We start from the raw sequence: 18,568 nt of genomic DNA, 5'->3' as shown, positions 1-18,568 counted from the left end.
TTATTACCTTTTAAAAAGCCATATATACGTTTATAAATAACTCCAAAGGCTAGCCTATTAATTGTAGTATAAATAATATTTTAATTTTAAGGTTAATAATGAGACCTAAAAAGGTCTCTCCATTCTTATATTGTATTATCTTAAAAATCTGAGAATATAGATTTAAAAGTTTCTATATTCATGGGTGACATCCTTACTCTTTTTAATGAATATAGCCCATCACTAGCTGTTGCAATTCCACCTTCAGTAGTAACTGCTGCCTTAACTCCCATTTCTTCTGCTACTTCCATAGTTTCCTCATCATATCTTCCAACTGGATAACAAAGGAACTTACTATCGACTCCAACTTTCTCCTTTAAAGTGTCTATAGCTTCTTGTATAATAGCTTTTTTATCTTCCCTAGATATATTAGGAAACTCTATATGTCTTGATGTATGACTTTCTATTCCCATACCACCTTTTTTCATTTCTTTAAGCTGAGCTGAACTTAAATAATAACCATCTGCATCAGTATTATCAGTTATTATAAAAAATGTTGCTTTCATATCAAATTCTTTTAAGATTTTATATCCTTCTGAATAGTTATCTGCATATCCATCATCAAAAGTAATAGCTACAGGCTTCTTTGGAACATGTCCTGTTGAAAAAGCTTCAACAACATCTTCTAAAAGCATAGGTGTAAATCCTGCTTCTTTAAGATATTTAACTTGTTCCCTGAACATCTCTGGTGGTACTAATAAACTATTGTTAGGATCTGCTGCTGAAATTGAGTGATACATTAATATAGGAACTTTTACATCTTCAATATTTAATGTAATATAGTTATCTTCATTAATTTTATCTTTATCATTTTCTTCAACTTCATCTATTACTGTTTCTTCTTCAGCATTAGTTTCTTCATTTTGAGCATCATTTAAATTTGTAACTTCTGATTTCTTATTTATATATTTATATCCCCCAAAGACTATTAATACAATAATTACTACTGAAATTACAATGCTAATTAATTTTTTCAATATATATCCCCTCCATATAGTCAAAATATAACTTTACTTAGTTTTTTTGTCAATATTTTTCTATTTGTTTCTATTTTTTAATATTTCCTAAATTTTATATAAACCATTGTTAATGATATCTTATTTTTGTATAATTAATCTAAACTAATTTTAAGGAGTGTTTTTATTGTTTGGATACGTAACTCCTCTAAAAGCTGAACTTAAAGTAAAGGACTTTACTAAATTTAGAAGTTATTATTGCGGACTTTGTATGCATATTAAAAGTAGTGCAGGCAATCTTCCAAGAATGGTACTAAATTATGATATGACCTTTTTAGCTGTGCTTTTAGATTCTCTATCAACTAAAGAGCCTACAGTAGAAATTAAACGCTGTATTGTGCATCCTATTGAAAAAAAGCCTATCATTATGAATAATGATGCACTTCAATATGCAGCTGCTATAAACTTAACTTTATACTATTATAAAGTTAAAGATGATGTTGAAGATGATAATAATCTAAAATCAAAGATTCTAGAAAAAATATTATTACCTTATGAAAAGAAAGTAAATGTAAATATTGAAGACATAAGAAGTATTATAGAGGTAAATTTAAAGGATCTTAGTTCTTTGGAGAGAAATAAAGATTTTTCTTCAATTGATGAAATAGCTCATCCTTTTAGTCATATTGTTGGAAGTATATTAAAATCTTATCCTCAAACCTTAGTTGAAGATACTGTAGAAATAAGGGATGATTTATATAACCTTGGATACACCTTAGGAAAATGGATATACTTAGTTGATGCCTTTGATGATTTAAAGGAAGATATGGATAAAAATAAATTTAACCCTATTAACTTTTTATTTAATAAGGATAATCTCCCTTATGAAGAATTGCTTCCATTATTTAAGGATAGACTTGAATTTACTATTTTAAATTGCTCATTTAATTGTAAACAAATTCTAGATAGATTACCTATTAAAAGGAATGAAGATATATTAAGAAACGTTCTAGAATTAGGTATGATGGATAAATACCTTGGAATAACAAAGAAAACTAGCGAAGATAAGAAGGAGTGACCATAATGAATCCATATGAGGTTCTTGGATTAAAACCAGGTGCAAGTCAAGAAGAAATAAAGAAAGCTTATAGAAACTTAATTAAGCAATATCACCCAGATCAATACGGTGATAACCCATTAAAAGATCTAGCTGAAGAAAAAATGAGAGAAATTAATAAGGCATATGATATGTTAACTAAAAATGGAGATGCTTCATATAGTAACTCATACAATAGCTCTTACAGCAATTCATCAAGTAATAATTCTAATGATTCTTATTCTTTCCAAGAAATTAGAATGTTAATTCAAAATAGAAATTTACAAGAAGCTGAAAGAAGATTAAATTCTATTCAAAATCGAAATGCAGAATGGAACTTTTTATATGGAGTTTTACTAACTAATAAGGGATGGTTTGATGGAGGTCTTAAACATATTCAAATTGCTGTAAATATGGATCCTAACAACTTTGAATATAGACAAACTCTAAATTCACTACACCAAAGAACATCCGCATACAGCAATAACTATTATAGAACTACTGGGGCTAACTCAGCAAACGCATGTGATTGTTGTATAAATTTATGGTGCCTAGACTCTATGTGTGAATGTATGGGTGGAGACCTTATAGGTTGTTGCTAAAGAAAATAATTTTGGTGGTGATTAAAATATGAAAGCAAAAGAATTAACTGTAAGTGCTGTATTAACAGCTCTTACTATAGTAATTTTATATTTAAATTTACTATTACCTATAAGTACAATTAGTATTTTAACCTTAGCATCTGCTTTAATACCAGTTGCATTAATAAGGGGTTCTATAAAAAGTTCAATCTTAGTTTATATATCATCATCAATTATAGGGTTCTTTATTCTTCCACTTAATATTATATTACTATATATATTATTCTTTGGAGTTTATGGGATCATAAAATACTTTATTGAAAAGATTAATAAGCTTCCGATAGAGATAATATTAAAAATTATATTTTTCAATATAATACTCGTTTTATCTATTTTCGTATTTAATTCCTTTGTAGCAATAGAAATAACAAAACTTCCAATCTACTTATTATTTATAGTTGCTCAGCCAGTATTTTTAATATACGATTATGCCTTAAGCTTATTAATATCATTCTATCTGGATAGAATTCATAAGAGAATTTAATTTAATTAATAGATACATAATTATGCTTAGTCACCTACTGCCTTTAAAGTGACTCACACATAATATGTATCTATTTTTATATTTGTAATTTTTTTCTATTTATTCTGATTTTAATTTTTCTGATAACTTTTCTACCTTTAAATTTAGCTTTTCTATCTCTTCTTTCATTTTTCTTTGATTAGCCAAACTCTTTACTATAAATACTATAACAGCTATAGGAATTACAAGCATAAACAAATTAAATATAACTAAAACATTAATATCCACTCTTCCACTCCTTCTATAGAATACTCTCTATATCATAATTTTTAAGCATCTTTGTTTTATAACTAATATCTATATAGTATAATACACCATAATTATGTATAATATCAATATAAAGGAAATCTATGTAGTTGTCATAAATTATGATTTATAGCTTAAAGGGGAATAATATGAGTATATTAAGAGAGATGTCAAATATTGAATTTAACAAGTATTTGGATAAGTCAATAAAGACTTATGCAGAAGAAAAAGTCAAGTCAGGTAATTGGAAAAAGGATGATTCACTATCATTATCCCAATCTGAATATAATAAGCTTCTTCCTGATGGAATTAATACAATTAATAATTATTTATTTTCTATAATAGACAAAAATAATGATGTTATTGGTATAATTTGGATTAATAAGAAGGATTCTAATTCATGTTTTATATATGACATATGTATTAATGATAAATTCCAAGGAAAAGGTTATGGATTAATGGCTATGACAGAAGTTGAAAATTTCGCAAAATCTTTAGGTGCTGAAACAATTGGATTACATGTATTTGGTCATAATAATAAAGCTATAAAACTATATGAAAAGTTAGGATATAAAGCCACTAACATATCTATGAGCAAGCAACTATATTAGTTTTAAAATGCGAAGCATTTTATTAATGAAAAAATGAAAAAAATGTATATAAAAAATCTGTAAAGATTTTTTAAGGTCATCTTTAAAACAAAGGAGGTTTTGCATAGCAAAACCTCTTCCTTCATTTTTTCATTCTTTCATTACCTTAATTTTTTCATTTTAAAATGCCTCGCATTTTATTACAAAGCCTAATCTAAAAATGAGAATAAAATTTCTAAAACGCCTTCTACAATGTCACCTACTAATTCCACTCCGCCTTTACTTACCTTGAAGTTTTTCTTCTTTTCTAGTTTTAACTCCTGCTTCTCATAATTCATTCTACTACTTGGATCTGAATTATAATAATAAGCTTCTTCATAAGTTTTTATTTCTGTAAAAGGTATTTTATTTGCTTTACTATCCAAGGTATATCCTCCATTTATTTTTATTAAGACTCTTTAATAGTATCCTCTAACTTATTATTAAAAGTCTTCTTATAAAAAATAATAAATACAGTTATTGTTGTTAAAGCTGCAAGTATATCTGATACTGGTTCTGCAGCTAAAACCGCTGCAAGCTTATTACCTTCATTAACAAAGGTAGGTAGTATAAATATTAATGGTACTAATAAGACTATCTTTCTTAAAAGAGCCATCACTAAAGATATCTTTGCTTGACCTAATGCTAGGAATGTTTGTTGGCATGCTATTTGAGCTCCAAACATAAATATTCCTCCAAAGAATATCTTAATACTCCATGATGTTATTTCTACTAACTCTTTCTTATTATTAAATATACTAACAAAAACTTCTGGGAATAGCATTAAGGATCCCCACATAGCTATTGTATACACTAAACAACAAGTCAAAAGCAATTTAAATGTTTTCTTAACTCTTTCCAGATTATTGGCACCAAAGTTATAACTAATTATAGGTTGAGCACCTTGAGATAATCCAATTAACGGAAGCGTTATAATTTGCATTATACTACTCATTATAGTCATTGCTCCAACCGCCAAGTCTCCACCATACATAGAAAGCTTATTATTTAAACTAATTAAAACTACACTTTCAGTTGCTTGCATAATAAAAGGTGAAACTCCAAGAGCCAAAATTGGTAGTAAAACTTTTGCTTTAGGTATTATATATTTCTTTCTTATCTTAAGAATACTTTGTTTTCCAAATAAAAACTTTAAGACCCATACTGCTGAAACAAATTGAGAAAGTATTGTTGCTAAAGCAGCACCCTTTACTCCCATATCAAAAACAAATATTAAAATCGGATCTAATGCTATATTTATAATTGCACCAATAATTACTGTAGTCATACCAATCTTAGCAAAACCTTGGGTATTTATAAATGAATTCATACCTAATGCTATTTGTACAAAAACAGTTCCTAATAAATAAATAATTAGATAGTCTTTAGCATAGCCTATAGTGGCATCACTAGCTCCAAATGCCCATAGTAATTTTTCATTAAAAATTAAAAATACTACTGTGCATAAAACTCCAATTATAACTAATGTAGAAAAGCTATTACTTAAAATTTCTTCTGCACCATCATTATCTTTCTTTCCCATCTTAATTGCTGCAAGTGGTGCTCCACCCATACCTATTAAGGCAGAAAATGCAGAAATAATCATAATTAGTGGAAAAGCAACACCGACACCTGCCATTGCTACTTCACCATTGACCATTCTTCCAATAAATATTCTATCAACTATGTTATAAAGAACATTAACTAGTTGAGCAATTATAGCCGGAAGAGCTAAACTTACTAGTAACTTTCCAACAGACCCCTTACCTAGGTCAATTTTAGCTTTTGTCATTCCTCTATCTCCTTTTTAATTTCATAATATTTACATTATTAAATTATAACATAACTATTATGATACTACTAAAGAGGATAATATGAAACTTTTTTATTAATTATATACAAAAAGTTTAAATTTAAATTATCTCCTTACCAAAAGGCATTAGTGATAGTTTAGCAAGCTTTAAGGATTGTGCTGCAAAGGGTATTCCTACTATTGTAATACATAAAAAGAATGCACTAATTAGATTGGAGATACAAAGGGCAAAGCCTCCAAATATTATCCAAAGTATATTTAATAATAAACTTACACTACTATCATCTCTTGTTACCACTTCTTTTCCAAAAGGAGCAAGTTGTAATCTCGCCATCTTAAAACATTGCAATCCTATTGGGATACCAACTATAGTAATACTCCATAAACACCCAGTAAAAAACCAACCTAAAGCATTAAAAAAGCCTCCAAATATTATCCATATTATGTTTCCTAAACAGGACATCTAAAATCCCCCCATTACATCATTATTTCTAGCTATTTCTTAATTGAACTAAAGCACAATTCTCTATTGCATTAATTTTATTATCCCTACAATACTTTAGTATTTCTTCACTTTCAGCCCCTGGTTGAATCAATACATTCTTTATACCAAGTTCCTTTGCTTCCTCTAAATATTTAATACCAAGTTTTGAATTAATACATAAATCGATAGCCTCTATCTTAAATGGAACATCACTTAGTGATTTATATATATTTTCTCCACCCCTTGGATGTACTCCTGCTACTTTATAACCTTTTTCTTTAAACTTTTCTATTATTTTATAAGCATACTTACTTTCATTTAAAACATCTCCAATAACAACCCAATTATTTAACTTTATCATTTCTCTTATATCCATTTCATTAACCTCCAACTCATTATTTTATTTATTTAAATTAATTAACTTTATCAATCTATGTTTCAATAAATAATCTACCTCTTAAGCAATTCTGTTATTTTAAGTATAAAAATAGTTTCTAAAGTAAATTATAGCAATTGAAAGCATCGAGCTTTTAATTTTTATATAAGTTTCTTGTGTAATTACCTAACTGAAATATTAAAAATATGAACTAACTTAATAAAACGCAGAAATTTTATTACTATTTATATAATCTAATTTTATAAATAGTATACTATACTCTAAAATTTAAAAAATGCTTAAGAAATTATAATTAATTTCTTATTATTAATTATATCCTATAAAGTAATAATATATTGTTATATTCCTTCTTTAAGCTTTTCCTTAAGTCTTATCTTTAAGTTTTATCAAAATGTTGACTTATAATGTAATAATATATATAATTTAATATAATAAAATTATATATAAGAAGTAATAGAGAATTTACTCTTTATCAAGGTATATCTTATATATACTATATTATCTTATATAAAAATTAAATAATCAATGCTATGAATAGGAGTAGTATTATAATAATATTCTTTAGAGAGCTGTTGTTTGCTGTAAAACAGTGTTTATTTTATAAGAACTTGCCTAGGAGCTTACTTGTTAAAAGCAAGTACGGGATACCCCCGTTATAATATCGAGTGAGAAAATTTTATTTTCTAATAAGAGTGGTACCGCGAATATCCTTCGTCTCTTAATTGAGATCGAGGGTTTTTTTATATTTATTTTTACTACATTTAAGGAGGATTATTATGGCTAAATACGGAACTTCCATTGATAAAAAATGGCAAGATAAGTGGGAAGAAACAAAACTTTATAAGTTTGATCCAAATAAAGAGGGAGAAAAACTATATGTACTAGAAATGTTTTCTTATCCTTCAGGAAGTCAATTACACGCTGGACATTGGTTTAACTATGGACCAGTAGATTCTTGGGCTAGAATGAAGAGAATGCAAGGATACAACGTTTTTCAACCTATGGGATTCGATGCTTTTGGACTTCCAGCAGAAAACTTTGCTATAAAAACAGGAATTCATCCAAAGGATTCAACTGATAAAAATATTGAAACTATGGAAAAGCAATTAAGAGCCATGGGTGCTATGTTTAACTGGGAAAACGAAGTTATAACATGTAACCCTGATTATTATAAATGGACTCAATGGGTATTTTTAAAACTTTATGAAAAAGGATTAGCTTATAGAAAAAAAGCACCTGTTAACTGGTGTCCATCATGTAATACAGTTTTAGCTAATGAACAAGTAGTTGATGGTGAATGTGAAAGATGTTCAACTGAAGTAACTAAAAAGGACTTAACTCAATGGTTCTTAAAAATTACTGACTATGCTGATGAACTTTTAGAAAAGCTTGATACTTTAGATTGGCCTGAAAAAACTGTTGCTATGCAAAAGCACTGGATAGGTAAATCTACAGGAGCTGAAGTTACATTTAAAGTTAAAGATTCTGATATTAAATTTGATGTATTTACAACAAGAGTTGATACATTAAATGGTGTAACTTATGTTGTATTAGCACCTGAGAATCCATTAGTTGATAAGCTTACTACTGCTGAGTATAAAGATTCAGTTGAAAACTATAAAGAAGAAGCTAAAAAACAATCTGATATAGAAAGACAATCTATATCTAGGGAAAAAACAGGTGTATTTACAGGTTCTTATGCAGTAAACCCAATAAACAATAAAGAAGTTCCAATTTGGGTTGGAGACTATGTATTAGCTACTTATGGAACTGGAGCTGTTATGGCTGTACCTGCTCATGATGAAAGAGATTTTGCTTTTGCTACTAAATTTAACCTTCCAATAGAAAGAGTTATTACTAGTAAAAATGGCAAAAATGATGAGTTACCATATTGTGAATACGGTAAGTTAGTTAACTCAGGTGAATTTGACGGACTTACAACTGAAGAAGCCAAAGAAAAAATAGTTGAAAAGCTAGCTTCTAAGGAATTAGGATCTGCAAAGGTTAATTATAGATTAAGAGACTGGTTAGTATCTAGACAAAGATACTGGGGTGCTCCAATTCCTATGATTCATTGTGAAGATTGTGGAATTGTACCTGTACCAGAAAATCAATTACCTGTAGAGCTTCCATACGATGTTGAGTTTGCTCCAGATGGAAAATCTCCACTAGCAAAATGTGAAAGCTTTATAAACACTACTTGTCCTAAGTGTGGAAAACCAGCTAAGAGAGAAGCTGATACTTTAGATACTTTCGTTTGTTCTTCTTGGTATCAATTAAGATATCCTGATAATAAAAATACTGAAATTGCTTTTGATAAGGATATAGTAAATAAAATGCTTCCAGTAGATAAATATGTTGGTGGACCAGAGCATGCTTGTATGCATCTACTATATGCTAGATTTATAACTAAGGCATTAAGGGATATGGGCTACTTAGACTTTGATGAACCATTTAAATCTTTAACTCACCAAGGTTTAATACTTGGACCAGATGGATTAAAAATGAGTAAATCTAAAGGAAATACTATTTCTCCTAATGATTATATTTCTGAATATGGCTCAGACGTATTTAGAATGTATTTAATGTTTGGTTTTGCCTATGTTGAAGGTGGCGCTTGGAGTGATGATGGACTTAAATCTGTTGCAAGATTTGTAGACAGAATAGAAAGATATCTTGAAACTGCTATAGAATCTATCAAAAAGGGTGAAAACAATAAGACTACAATAGATAAGGCTGAAAAAGAACTAAACTTCTGGTTACACAATGCTATAAAAGGTGTTACTGAGGATTCAGAAAAAATGCAATTTAATACTGCTATAGCTAGAATGATGGAATTTGTTAATGCATTCTCTAAATATCTTCAAGAAGATGTTATGAATTTAGAATTCTTAAAGAATACATGTATAGACTTCTTAAAGATATTAGCACCATTTGCACCTCACTTTGCTGAAGAGCAATGGAGCCTACTTGGATTAGACTTCTCAATCTTTAATGAAGCTTGGCCAAAATTTGATCCTAAGGCTTTAGTTAAAGATGAAGTTGAAATTGCAATCCAAGTTAATGGAAAGATAAAAGCTAAGATTAATGTTCCTACTGATTTAGATGAAGAAGGAATTAAAGCAGCTTCTTTAGCTAACGAAAATGTTGTTGCTGCTACTGAAGGCAAAAACATTGTAAAAGTAATTGTAATTAAAGGAAGACTTGTTAATATAGTAGTAAAATAAAAGAAAACTGAGTATCAAATTTGATACTCAGTTTTCTTTATTATCTTATAACTATTTTTTCTAAGGCAAACTTCAAGTCATAATAAAATAATATTTACGTTATACCCCTTCATTCAAATGGTAATATTTGTTATAATAAAGGTATAGTACTACTAACTAGGAGTGATTAATTTGAATAAAAAGATATCTCTATCTATAATCTCCCTACTATTATTAGTTGTAATATTATTATTTGCATTTCCAGGTAATAAAACATATAAGGACCCTTATGGAAACATCTATAAATATAAATTAACTGTTACTGGAACTATGCCAAATGCAAAAGCTGAAACTACATTTGTTATTTTATCTAATGAGGCTAATTTAACCTTTGATGATGTTGCTAATAGCTTCTTAAGTAGTAATAGTAATGATCATTTAGATATTTATTTGGTTACTGTTAAATAAAATAAATGATATTGAATCACTTTTCTGGATCAATATCATTTTTTATTAATTTTTGATTTTTTCAATGTTAAATACAATAACACTAATGCAATTAAAGTAAATCCTAATCTTGCATAATTTTGATCTATATTTATTAAATCATAACTCACCACTGCCTCAAGAGCTATGGATGGTATTTTCCCAAGAAAAGTTGAAGTAATAAATATAAATCCATTTACATTACTTATGGAGGCTGCCAAGGTTACAAATCCAGATGGAATAAATGGAATAAGCCTTCCTTCAAAAATTAGAAATCCAACACTTTTCCCTTCTCCTTCTACTATTGATTTCAATAACTTGTGTTTATGCTTTATACCTTCTGCACCTTTTTTAAAACCTAACCTATATACCAAGAAGGTTATATATCCACCTATAGTTTCCCCTAATAAAGAAATTAAAAATCCATATAGAGGTCCAAAAAACAATATATTGGCTCCAGTTACAAAAACAGATGGTACTACTCCTAGTAATGCTATAACAGTGCTTATTAATAGGGAAATAGGAATTGAATACATACTATACTCTCTTAATAAGCTAACTATATTTTCTATACTAAACATTTATATCTCCTATTTTTCATTTGTAGACATATATGTTTCAATAAGTAATCTACATCTTTAGTACTTATGTTATTTTAAGGAAAAATACTTTTAAAGTAAACTACATCAATTGAAAGCTTATATATCTTTTAATTTTTATATAAGTTGTCAAGTTATTTCAATTTCTTAACGTTTTAATATGAAATACAAATTAATAAAATGTAAAAACTTTATTGCAACTTATATATTATTCATCTAAAACAACTTTAAATTTACTCAACACTTCACTTACTAAAGTTTCATCTAATTGATTATAATGCTTTAATAGGTCTGATTCTTGAAGAGCAACAAATATTTTTTTACTGATGTCCATCCATAATTCAGGTACATATACCCAAACTATTTCCTCATATCTACAACTTAATAAAAAGTGCTCAAGCCCCCAAAAGAAATATTCTTCTATATTATGAAGGTTATTAAAAGTCTTAAAGTCCTCTACTACTTTAGTATGTAATTTATATTCATATATGTCTACGTAAAAATAATCAAACTTTTTCCCTTTAGCTTTAAATGCATCTTCATTTATTATTTCAATTTTATTATTTTCTTTAAAGCTTGAATAATAAAGGTCTATTATGTCCTTTTCTTTTTCATATACAACCACTTTTTTAACTTCTTCTTTCTTAGCAAGTTCTTGAACTACATATCCAAGACCTAATCCAACTACACCTACTACTCCTTTAGCATATTTTATAAACATATAGGAGCTTTCAATCTCCATTGGAGAAATTCTCATCCAAATATTATCAGGTCCATGTAATTCTAAAATACTTACATCAAGATTACCTTTTTTTCTATACATATATCCATCTATATATTCACCTGGATTTTTTATATTCTTTATCTCAAAGCTTCCTATCTTTTTAGCAGATATTAAGCAATTATATTCATTTATTTTACTTTTTATATATTCAAAATCATAAGGCTTCAATTAAAAGCCTCCCTTCTACTCCGATTAATACTTTTATATAAGTTAATTATAAACTCATATCTTAAAGATTATAAATTATTATAATCTTTAAGATAATTGGATTATAGCACAAGCAGTACAATTAAAAATTAAAAATAAATTATTATTGATATATTTTACTTATAATTACTAAAAATATAATTTTCTAAAACCCTCTAAGGAGTTTTTTGTTAATTATTTATTTTTCATTGCACTATAGCACTATTGCACCTTTTATAATACTTATTATATTTATGATGCATAATAAAAACAATAAGTATTTGTAAAATTGATCTATTGTTTTTAAAAAACCCTTGATATTTATACCCACTATGGTATACTAGTGATATAAATTATCATTTAGAAATAGAAGGTGAAAATATGGATAAAATTATAATAAGCGAAGAAGCTTACAAGGAATTTAAAGAATTCTTAGATGAAAATGAAGTTGATAACTACAGCATTAGAATTAATTTAGCTGGATTTGGATGTAGTGGTCCTGCTTTTAATATAACAGTAGATGACGCTAAAGAAGGAGACATTACACATAAAGTTAACGACGTTGTTTTCGTAGTAGAGGAAAAACTAGTTGATGAATTTGGTGGATTTAAGCTACTTTCAACTGAAGAAAATGAAGGAAGAGGATTATCTCTTAAACCTATCATTGAATCAGAAAGTGGCGGATGTGGATCTTGCGGTGGCGGATGTCACTAATCCTTTAAATTTTATGACATAATAGTTATGAGTTATCCTATTAACGGATTATAATCTGTTAAGGATAGCTCATTTTTTATATTAAAAATTCCATTCTATAAAATAATTCCTTGTAAAGCAAAACTTCATTTCCCAAATCATTTTCACTCTTTAATTTTTTCATTCTTTCATTTTTAAAGGAGCTGTCACAAAAACAGCTCCTTTAAAAACAACCTAATTTCCAAAACTCCAAAAGGAGTTTTTTCCTTAATTGTTAATTGACAATTATTAATTGTTAATTGCCTAATATGCTATTATTTCAGCACCATCTTCAGTAACTAAAACGGTGTACTCCCATTGAGCTGAATATCCACCATCTTCAGTAAATACTGTCCATTCATCATCTTCATCTACAAATACTTCATAATCACCTTGGTTCAACATAGGTTCAATAGTAAATACCATTCCAGGAACTAACAGCATCCCTTCTCCTCTTTTACCTACATGAGCAACAAAAGGATCTTCATGGAACTCTATTCCTACACCATGACCACCAAAGGCTCTTACTACTGAAAAACCATTAGCTTCAGCATGTTCTTGTATAGCAGCTCCAACATCTCCAAGGAATCCCCATGGCTTTACCGCCTCTAATCCCTTGTCTAAGCATTCTTTAGCTACTCTTACAAGCTTACTATCCTCTTCTGATACATTCCCTATCATGAACATTCTAGAGGCATCTGAGTAGTAACCATTATATATTGTTGATACATCTACATTTACTATATCTCCATCCATTAATATGGTATCTTCACTGGGAATTCCATGACAAACTACATCATTTATAGATACACAAACGCTTTTAGGAAAACCACCATAGTTTAGAGGTGCAGGTATTGCCCCACTATTTACTGTAAGATCATGAACTAACTTATTAATTTCTTCAGTATTCATTCCTACTTTTATTTTTTCTTGTACTAAGTCTAAAACTGCATTATTTATCTTAGCACTTTCCCTAATACCTTCTATTTGTTCGCTATTTTTTATCATATCAATTGATGGAACCTCATGTCCCTTAGCCTTATAAGCTGCTAACTTTTCATCAAACTCAATATGACATTTCTTGTACTTTTTACCACTGTTACACCAGCATTGATCATTTCTATTTAAAATCATACTGTCTCCTTTCTTTTACTACTTCAACTATATTTCAATTAATCACTTTTATTAAATATAATTTTAATAAAAATTTACCTTTTTAGTATTATAGAACTTTAAGGTAAAAATAATTTTCAAGTAAATTACATTAATTAAAATCATAAGTCTTTTAATTTTTATATAATTTATTACTATATATTTAATATATCATAAATTTCATAATTCAACTCAGTTTAAAATAAAAAAACTAAAAAAAGTGAACATATGTAAGCTTGCTTATCCCTTCACTTCCTTCTTAGTTATGGTAAACTTACATATATCCACTAAAATACAAAATAAAACTCATATAAATATTTTATTAACTGTATCCAGTAAGAATATTTATTTTTTTAAAGTATAATCATAATTTAAATAGGGTTCAACAACTGAGTTTATACCATTTAAAATATCTACCCAGTATTCATTCTTTATGTAAATGCTTTCTTTCTTTTCTTCATCTACATCTTTTATATTGGTATTATTAAAATCTGTATAAAAATCATTTAGACTCTGTGACATATTATTCATAGCAATAAAATCCTCAAGGATATTTTCCTCTAGAATAATTTTTTCATTATGATTTTTCATCTCTAAACTCAAATATTCAAAAAGTAAAGTTTCTATTCTAGAATAAACTTGATTTGGCATATCTGTTGAATAATCTAAAGTTTTAGATTTCTTATTAAAACTTATAATTTCTTCTTTTCCATAATCCTTGTACTTAGACCATAAATTATTATACTCATTAGAAATCACTGTATAATTCTTATATAAAACAAGCATCTCTTCATTAGTGACGCTTTTTGCTTTAATACATTGATCTAATAAAGATAAAACACTTTCATTTCTAGTTTTAATTTCCCTTGCACTGTTGTAAGTTTCTTTACCTATTAATAACTTATAACGTGAATTCATAACTGAACTGTAAACGTTTATTAGCAGGCTGATGATTAAAGTTCCTATTATTATCAGAACACTATTATTCTTACTTATTTTATAAGATCCCATAGAGCACCCCCACTCAGTCATTATATCATAAATTATTAACTAATACTAGCCTACTTATACTTATCCACCAAAATCAGCACACACCATTAGAAAATGAAAATTTAAGAATGAAAAATTAAGAATCATTTTAAGTAATTCTTCCAAAATTACTTAAAATGATTATTTTCTCAAACTCCATTAGGAGTTTTTCATCATCTTTTCACTCTTTCATTCTTAAACCTTCCATTCCTTCATTCTTTCATTTCTAATCGTGCTCTAGCACCTAAAAGTATCTCCCATGTTCTTGCTGATACTCTTTTATCATATCTAATCCAGCAGTACCACCTTCACCCTTTACGGCGTTAGTTTCAATTTTCTTTATTTCTCCATAAGGTTCATTTAAAGATAAATCCTCATCTCCAGTTAATACCCAAATAGTGTTTTTCTTAAAAGGCTTATATTCAAGCTCCTTTTCTCCAACACCATCAGTGAAATAAACTACTACATGATTTCTTAAATTATTATCTCTTATATATTTAAATACTGGTGAAAACTTTGTAGAGCCATTCTTAAAGGATCTCTTCTTTATATCATTTTTAGACTTAATTTCATATACACGTCTAATTTCATTATCACATTCAATTAATGTAATCTTATTAGTTCTTGTTCTAGTTATCTCTAAAACCTCTACTAATATCTTACTAAATTCTTGTTCACTCATAGAAGCACTTATATCTAAAGCCACAATAACTTCAGGCACACTATTAGGTAAAGTACCTCTAATATCTAACCTATCTGGTTGCCTTCTATTTCTTCTCATAACAGTCTTCTTTTCCCCAGCCCTTAAGGATGGTATTATTTTCTTTAAGAGATCTTGCCATGATATTTCTGCCTTTTCACCATAAGCTTTAATAATACCTTCAATATCCTTTGGAGCTTTACCATTATATGATCCTATTGCTGTTTTTTTAGTCATATCTTTAATAGAGTCATCATTTAAATTGCTTTCTTCCCAAACATCATGAGCCTTTGAAATATCTAATAACTCACCAACAATCTCATCTTTATCAGCTTTTTTATTATCCTTGAGTTTTGCTTTAATTGCTTTTTCAATTTCTTCAGCATAAACTTCTACACTACAATCTTCTTTTAAATTAGCCCCATACTCTAAATTAACTCTTTCTAGTCTATAACTATCCATAGGTAAGTTCTTAATAAATTGATTTATAGATATATCTAAAGCTAAATTAACAGCAGTTGTAGTATACTTATTTTTAAGAGCCTTTTCTCTTTGATGATGTCCATACATGATATGATATATTTCATGCTTAAATAAGGCTTGCATTTCTCTTTTATCACTAAGTAAAAACAATAATGGATTAAAATACATTTTAAATCCTTGCATCTTAGGTATAGTTGCTAGAGGCCAAGTAATATTATATCTAATACTTCTTTCTGTTCTAACTAGAAACTGCCCGAAGAAACTATCTTCTCCCTCAAGCATTTCTATTACTACAGTTTCAACTAACGAAAAAAATTCTCTTTCAAAACTACTATATATTTTACCATTTCCCTTAATATCTAAGGCTTGTTTTAGTAAACTATCTCTTCTTTCTTCAAATGTCATAGCATTACCTTCTATCCAAATATCTCAAAGAATGCATCTAAGAACATATCTTCATTTAATAATTCATTATAAAGTTCTAATGATACATCTCCCTTTATTTCCTTCATAATTCCAAGTCTTAAATCCTTAGGATAACATGTTAATAAATCTGAGAATAATTTCCTATTTGCCTCAGTATTATTTTCACTTAAGTATCTCAATGAATTTTTAGCTAAAATATATAGTCTTGAATGACTTTCTTTTCTTAATTCCTCTTTTACATCCATTGGCAAAATAACATAAGGATATAATTCCTCAGGTTTAATTAGAGGATTCTTTATATTCTTTATATAGTTTATAAAATCTGTAGCTATACTAACACCAATATTTCCTTTAACTACATTATAGAAAGTATCTATTGAATAATTATTTGAATTATTAATATAAACATTATATGCTTTAGCTACCCTTTCCCAGCTTCTTGGTGTTGCTCTAATAGATTCATTTGAGTTTGGAGTATTTAAATATTCTGGGAATGTTGATAAGAATTCAATTATATGTTCATGAACCTTTACTTCATCACTCATTGCCCACTTAATCCATTCTTTAATATCAGAAGTTAATTCAAGCCAAACAAATCTATCTTCTTGTGCCTTATCCATATCAACTACTTGATAGTCACTATCTTCAAATCCATCATACTTATTAGACGGATTCATTGCAGCTACAATTCTTACATTATCTTGTAATCTAAATCCATTTATCTCCCTATTTAATATTAAGTTCATAAGTTCTTGTTGAACTGCATGCTCACATCTATTTAACTCATCTATAAATAATAAGACACCATTATATTTGCTATTTTTTATTGCCTTTTCTATTTCTATAAGTTTATAATGAGTTGCATATTTAGTTCTTCCATTTTCAACTATTGGAAGACCACCTATTTCACCTTCCTTAAGAAGGTTAGCATCTATATTAACTAAGTAATAATTATCTTCACTACATATTTTCTTTACTAATGAAGTTTTACCTATACCAGCTTCTCCTATAATTAAAGGTACACTACCTGATTCTAATACTAATTCTACTGTACTTATTGCTTCTGAAAATTTCATTTTATCACCTCTCTTACGCCTTATCTTGAAAGTTTATAATCAACTAATAAAACCTTAGCTTTCTTACTTCCATATTCTCTTATAAAATTAACCTTATCCATTTCTAGTATCTCAAGTTCTAAAAAGTCCTTAATATATTTCTCATCAATTAATTCCTCTTTTACTTTTTCTATAACTACATTAACTACAAAGTCAGCATCTATTGAATCATAAACATACTTTACAACCTTTATATTGTCACCAATTAATACTTTAAGTTCATCTAAATCAAAGTTTATATAGTTTATGGCTTCTTCATTTCCAATAACAGCAGCTCGTCTAGCCTCTAAACTTGGATTATCAATAAACTTAATTGCTGCCCAATACTTCTTTATAGACTCTAATTGAACTTCTTCACTAGGATTCTTTATATATTTTATTGAATCATAGTCCTTACTCACTGCCTTAAGCATTATTTCTTCAGTTGGATTTTCAATAAATTGAATTGCCCATCCCTTAGCATTTACTGCTTCAAGCATAACCTTTTCTGTAGGATGTTTTATATACTTCAATGAATTCCATAATAATCTTACAGCTAAAATTGAATTTTCTTCATCTAGGTCCTCTATATATTCAACTGCTAAAGGATTATTTCTAATAGCTATTTCTTTAGCTTCCTTTGAAGGATTATTTACATATCTTATTGCTAATCCATTCTTCTTAACTGCGGTTAAAATAATCTCTTCACTAGGATTTTCTATATATCTAATATATAAAGGATTATCATTTATTTTTTTTAATTCGTTACTTTCCATCTTTCTTCCCTTCTTACTAATAAATAAAATCTATATGTATATCTATTTTACTATCAAAAATACTTTAATTATTTTTTTATTTCATATTTGA

The 18,568-nt window shown here is 27.9% G+C and carries 20 protein-coding genes and 1 other annotated feature; of the genes, 7 read left to right on the top strand and 13 right to left on the bottom strand.

Annotated elements, in window-relative coordinates; translation table 11 throughout:
* Positions 1-140 precede the first annotated feature (140 nt).
* The gene (locus tag E5347_RS02230; protein ID WP_136004176.1) at positions 141-1,016 is read right to left on the bottom strand and encodes a polysaccharide deacetylase family protein; all 876 of its coding nucleotides are present in this window, start codon (positions 1,014-1,016) and stop codon (positions 141-143) included.
* A 166-nt stretch (positions 1,017-1,182) separates the two neighbouring features.
* On the opposite strand from E5347_RS02230, the gene E5347_RS02225 reads away from it, so the two are divergent.
* From E5347_RS02225 to E5347_RS02215, 3 genes are read left to right on the top strand one after another with little or no spacing between them, the layout of a single operon-like run.
* Entirely contained in the window at positions 1,183-2,073 is an 891-nt protein-coding gene (locus tag E5347_RS02225) for a DUF5685 family protein (protein WP_136004174.1), read from the top strand.
* Positions 2,074-2,078: 5 nt separating this feature from the next.
* A complete protein-coding gene (locus tag E5347_RS02220; protein ID WP_136004171.1) occupies positions 2,079-2,693 on the top strand; it encodes a J domain-containing protein in 615 nt (204 codons plus the stop codon).
* A gap of 28 nt (positions 2,694-2,721) precedes the next feature.
* Entirely contained in the window at positions 2,722-3,216 is a 495-nt protein-coding gene (locus E5347_RS02215) for a hypothetical protein (protein WP_136004170.1), read from the top strand.
* A 99-nt stretch (positions 3,217-3,315) separates the two neighbouring features.
* Here the strand turns inward: E5347_RS02215 and E5347_RS16760 are convergent, their stop codons facing one another.
* Positions 3,316-3,483, bottom strand: a complete 168-nt coding sequence (locus tag E5347_RS16760; protein WP_168354883.1) for a hypothetical protein — start codon at positions 3,481-3,483, stop codon at positions 3,316-3,318.
* A gap of 167 nt (positions 3,484-3,650) precedes the next feature.
* Here E5347_RS16760 and E5347_RS02210 point away from each other — a divergent pair, with 167 nt between their 5' ends.
* A complete protein-coding gene (locus E5347_RS02210; protein ID WP_136004168.1) occupies positions 3,651-4,112 on the top strand; it encodes a GNAT family N-acetyltransferase in 462 nt (153 codons plus the stop codon).
* 188 nt (positions 4,113-4,300) lie between these two features.
* On the opposite strand, the gene E5347_RS02205 is transcribed toward E5347_RS02210, so the two are convergent.
* From E5347_RS02205 to E5347_RS02190, 4 genes are all read right to left on the bottom strand, one after another.
* A complete protein-coding gene (locus E5347_RS02205; protein WP_136004166.1) occupies positions 4,301-4,516 on the bottom strand; it encodes a hypothetical protein in 216 nt (71 codons plus the stop codon).
* A gap of 23 nt (positions 4,517-4,539) precedes the next feature.
* Positions 4,540-5,922 (bottom strand): MATE family efflux transporter, encoded by a 1,383-nt coding sequence (locus E5347_RS02200; protein ID WP_136004164.1) that lies wholly within the window; start codon positions 5,920-5,922, stop codon positions 4,540-4,542.
* A 121-nt stretch (positions 5,923-6,043) separates the two neighbouring features.
* The gene (locus E5347_RS02195) at positions 6,044-6,406 is read right to left on the bottom strand and encodes a YccF domain-containing protein (protein WP_136004161.1); all 363 of its coding nucleotides are present in this window, start codon (positions 6,404-6,406) and stop codon (positions 6,044-6,046) included.
* Between the two features lie 28 nt (positions 6,407-6,434).
* Complete coding sequence (locus E5347_RS02190; RefSeq protein ID WP_136004159.1) at positions 6,435-6,803, bottom strand: CoA-binding protein; 369 nt, start codon at positions 6,801-6,803, stop codon at positions 6,435-6,437.
* A 542-nt stretch (positions 6,804-7,345) separates the two neighbouring features.
* Positions 7,346-7,546 (top strand) — a binding site (T-box leader).
* 54 nt (positions 7,547-7,600) lie between these two features.
* On the opposite strand from E5347_RS02190, the gene leuS reads away from it, so the two are divergent.
* Positions 7,601-10,051, top strand: coding sequence for a leucine--tRNA ligase (gene leuS / locus E5347_RS02185; RefSeq protein ID WP_136004157.1), 2,451 nt, complete (start codon positions 7,601-7,603; stop codon positions 10,049-10,051).
* Positions 10,052-10,222: 171 nt separating this feature from the next.
* Complete coding sequence (locus E5347_RS02180) at positions 10,223-10,498, top strand: hypothetical protein (RefSeq protein WP_136004154.1); 276 nt, start codon at positions 10,223-10,225, stop codon at positions 10,496-10,498.
* A gap of 35 nt (positions 10,499-10,533) precedes the next feature.
* On the opposite strand, the gene E5347_RS02175 is transcribed toward E5347_RS02180, so the two are convergent.
* A complete protein-coding gene (locus E5347_RS02175; protein ID WP_425350431.1) occupies positions 10,534-11,052 on the bottom strand; it encodes a TVP38/TMEM64 family protein in 519 nt (172 codons plus the stop codon).
* Positions 11,053-11,323: 271 nt separating this feature from the next.
* Positions 11,324-12,067: an rRNA adenine N-6-methyltransferase family protein gene (locus tag E5347_RS02170; protein WP_136004150.1), complete on the bottom strand. Its 744-nt coding sequence runs from the start codon at positions 12,065-12,067 to the stop codon at positions 11,324-11,326.
* Positions 12,068-12,466: 399 nt separating this feature from the next.
* Here E5347_RS02170 and E5347_RS02165 point away from each other — a divergent pair, with 399 nt between their 5' ends.
* Positions 12,467-12,799 (top strand): HesB-like protein, encoded by a 333-nt coding sequence (locus E5347_RS02165; protein WP_136004148.1) that lies wholly within the window; start codon positions 12,467-12,469, stop codon positions 12,797-12,799.
* A 282-nt stretch (positions 12,800-13,081) separates the two neighbouring features.
* Here the strand turns inward: E5347_RS02165 and E5347_RS02160 are convergent, their stop codons facing one another.
* The 5 genes from E5347_RS02160 to E5347_RS02140 all read right to left on the bottom strand — a co-directional run bounded on the left by E5347_RS02160 (position 13,082) and on the right by E5347_RS02140 (position 18,477).
* Positions 13,082-13,951, bottom strand: a complete 870-nt coding sequence (locus E5347_RS02160) for a methionyl aminopeptidase (protein WP_136004146.1) — start codon at positions 13,949-13,951, stop codon at positions 13,082-13,084.
* A gap of 363 nt (positions 13,952-14,314) precedes the next feature.
* Positions 14,315-14,980, bottom strand: coding sequence for a hypothetical protein (locus E5347_RS02155; protein ID WP_136004144.1), 666 nt, complete (start codon positions 14,978-14,980; stop codon positions 14,315-14,317).
* Positions 14,981-15,242: 262 nt separating this feature from the next.
* On the bottom strand, positions 15,243-16,586 hold the full coding sequence (locus tag E5347_RS02150; protein WP_136004142.1) for a vWA domain-containing protein: 1,344 nt from the start codon (positions 16,584-16,586) through the stop codon (positions 15,243-15,245).
* 11 nt (positions 16,587-16,597) lie between these two features.
* The gene (locus E5347_RS02145) at positions 16,598-17,683 is read right to left on the bottom strand and encodes an AAA family ATPase (RefSeq protein WP_136004140.1); all 1,086 of its coding nucleotides are present in this window, start codon (positions 17,681-17,683) and stop codon (positions 16,598-16,600) included.
* A gap of 20 nt (positions 17,684-17,703) precedes the next feature.
* On the bottom strand, positions 17,704-18,477 hold the full coding sequence (locus tag E5347_RS02140; RefSeq protein ID WP_136004138.1) for a DUF4116 domain-containing protein: 774 nt from the start codon (positions 18,475-18,477) through the stop codon (positions 17,704-17,706).
* Between the last annotated feature and the right edge of the window lie 91 nt (positions 18,478-18,568).

Origin of the sequence: Clostridium sartagoforme, assembly GCF_004794105.1 — a bacterium.
Taxonomy (GTDB): domain Bacteria; phylum Bacillota; class Clostridia; order Clostridiales; family Clostridiaceae; genus Clostridium; species Clostridium sartagoforme_B.
This window is presented reverse-complemented; position numbering and strand designations above follow the sequence as displayed.

Coding starts and splice junctions, on each gene's coding strand:
- E5347_RS02190 (WP_136004159.1), bottom strand. CDS start 6,803: ATGGATATAAGAGAAATGATAAAGTTAAATAATTGGGTTGTTATTGGA.
- E5347_RS02200 (WP_136004164.1), bottom strand. CDS start 5,922: ATGACAAAAGCTAAAATTGACCTAGGTAAGGGGTCTGTTGGAAAGTTA.
- E5347_RS02150 (WP_136004142.1), bottom strand. CDS start 16,586: ATGACATTTGAAGAAAGAAGAGATAGTTTACTAAAACAAGCCTTAGAT.
- E5347_RS02145 (WP_136004140.1), bottom strand. CDS start 17,683: ATGAAATTTTCAGAAGCAATAAGTACAGTAGAATTAGTATTAGAATCA.
- E5347_RS02220 (WP_136004171.1), top strand. CDS start 2,079: ATGAATCCATATGAGGTTCTTGGATTAAAACCAGGTGCAAGTCAAGAA.
- E5347_RS02215 (WP_136004170.1), top strand. CDS start 2,722: ATGAAAGCAAAAGAATTAACTGTAAGTGCTGTATTAACAGCTCTTACT.
- E5347_RS02210 (WP_136004168.1), top strand. CDS start 3,651: ATGAGTATATTAAGAGAGATGTCAAATATTGAATTTAACAAGTATTTG.
- leuS (WP_136004157.1), top strand. CDS start 7,601: ATGGCTAAATACGGAACTTCCATTGATAAAAAATGGCAAGATAAGTGG.
- E5347_RS02155 (WP_136004144.1), bottom strand. CDS start 14,980: ATGGGATCTTATAAAATAAGTAAGAATAATAGTGTTCTGATAATAATA.
- E5347_RS02140 (WP_136004138.1), bottom strand. CDS start 18,477: ATGGAAAGTAACGAATTAAAAAAAATAAATGATAATCCTTTATATATT.
- E5347_RS02195 (WP_136004161.1), bottom strand. CDS start 6,406: ATGTCCTGTTTAGGAAACATAATATGGATAATATTTGGAGGCTTTTTT.
- E5347_RS02160 (WP_136004146.1), bottom strand. CDS start 13,951: ATGATTTTAAATAGAAATGATCAATGCTGGTGTAACAGTGGTAAAAAG.
- E5347_RS02175 (WP_425350431.1), bottom strand. CDS start 11,052: ATGTATTCAATTCCTATTTCCCTATTAATAAGCACTGTTATAGCATTA.
- E5347_RS02165 (WP_136004148.1), top strand. CDS start 12,467: ATGGATAAAATTATAATAAGCGAAGAAGCTTACAAGGAATTTAAAGAA.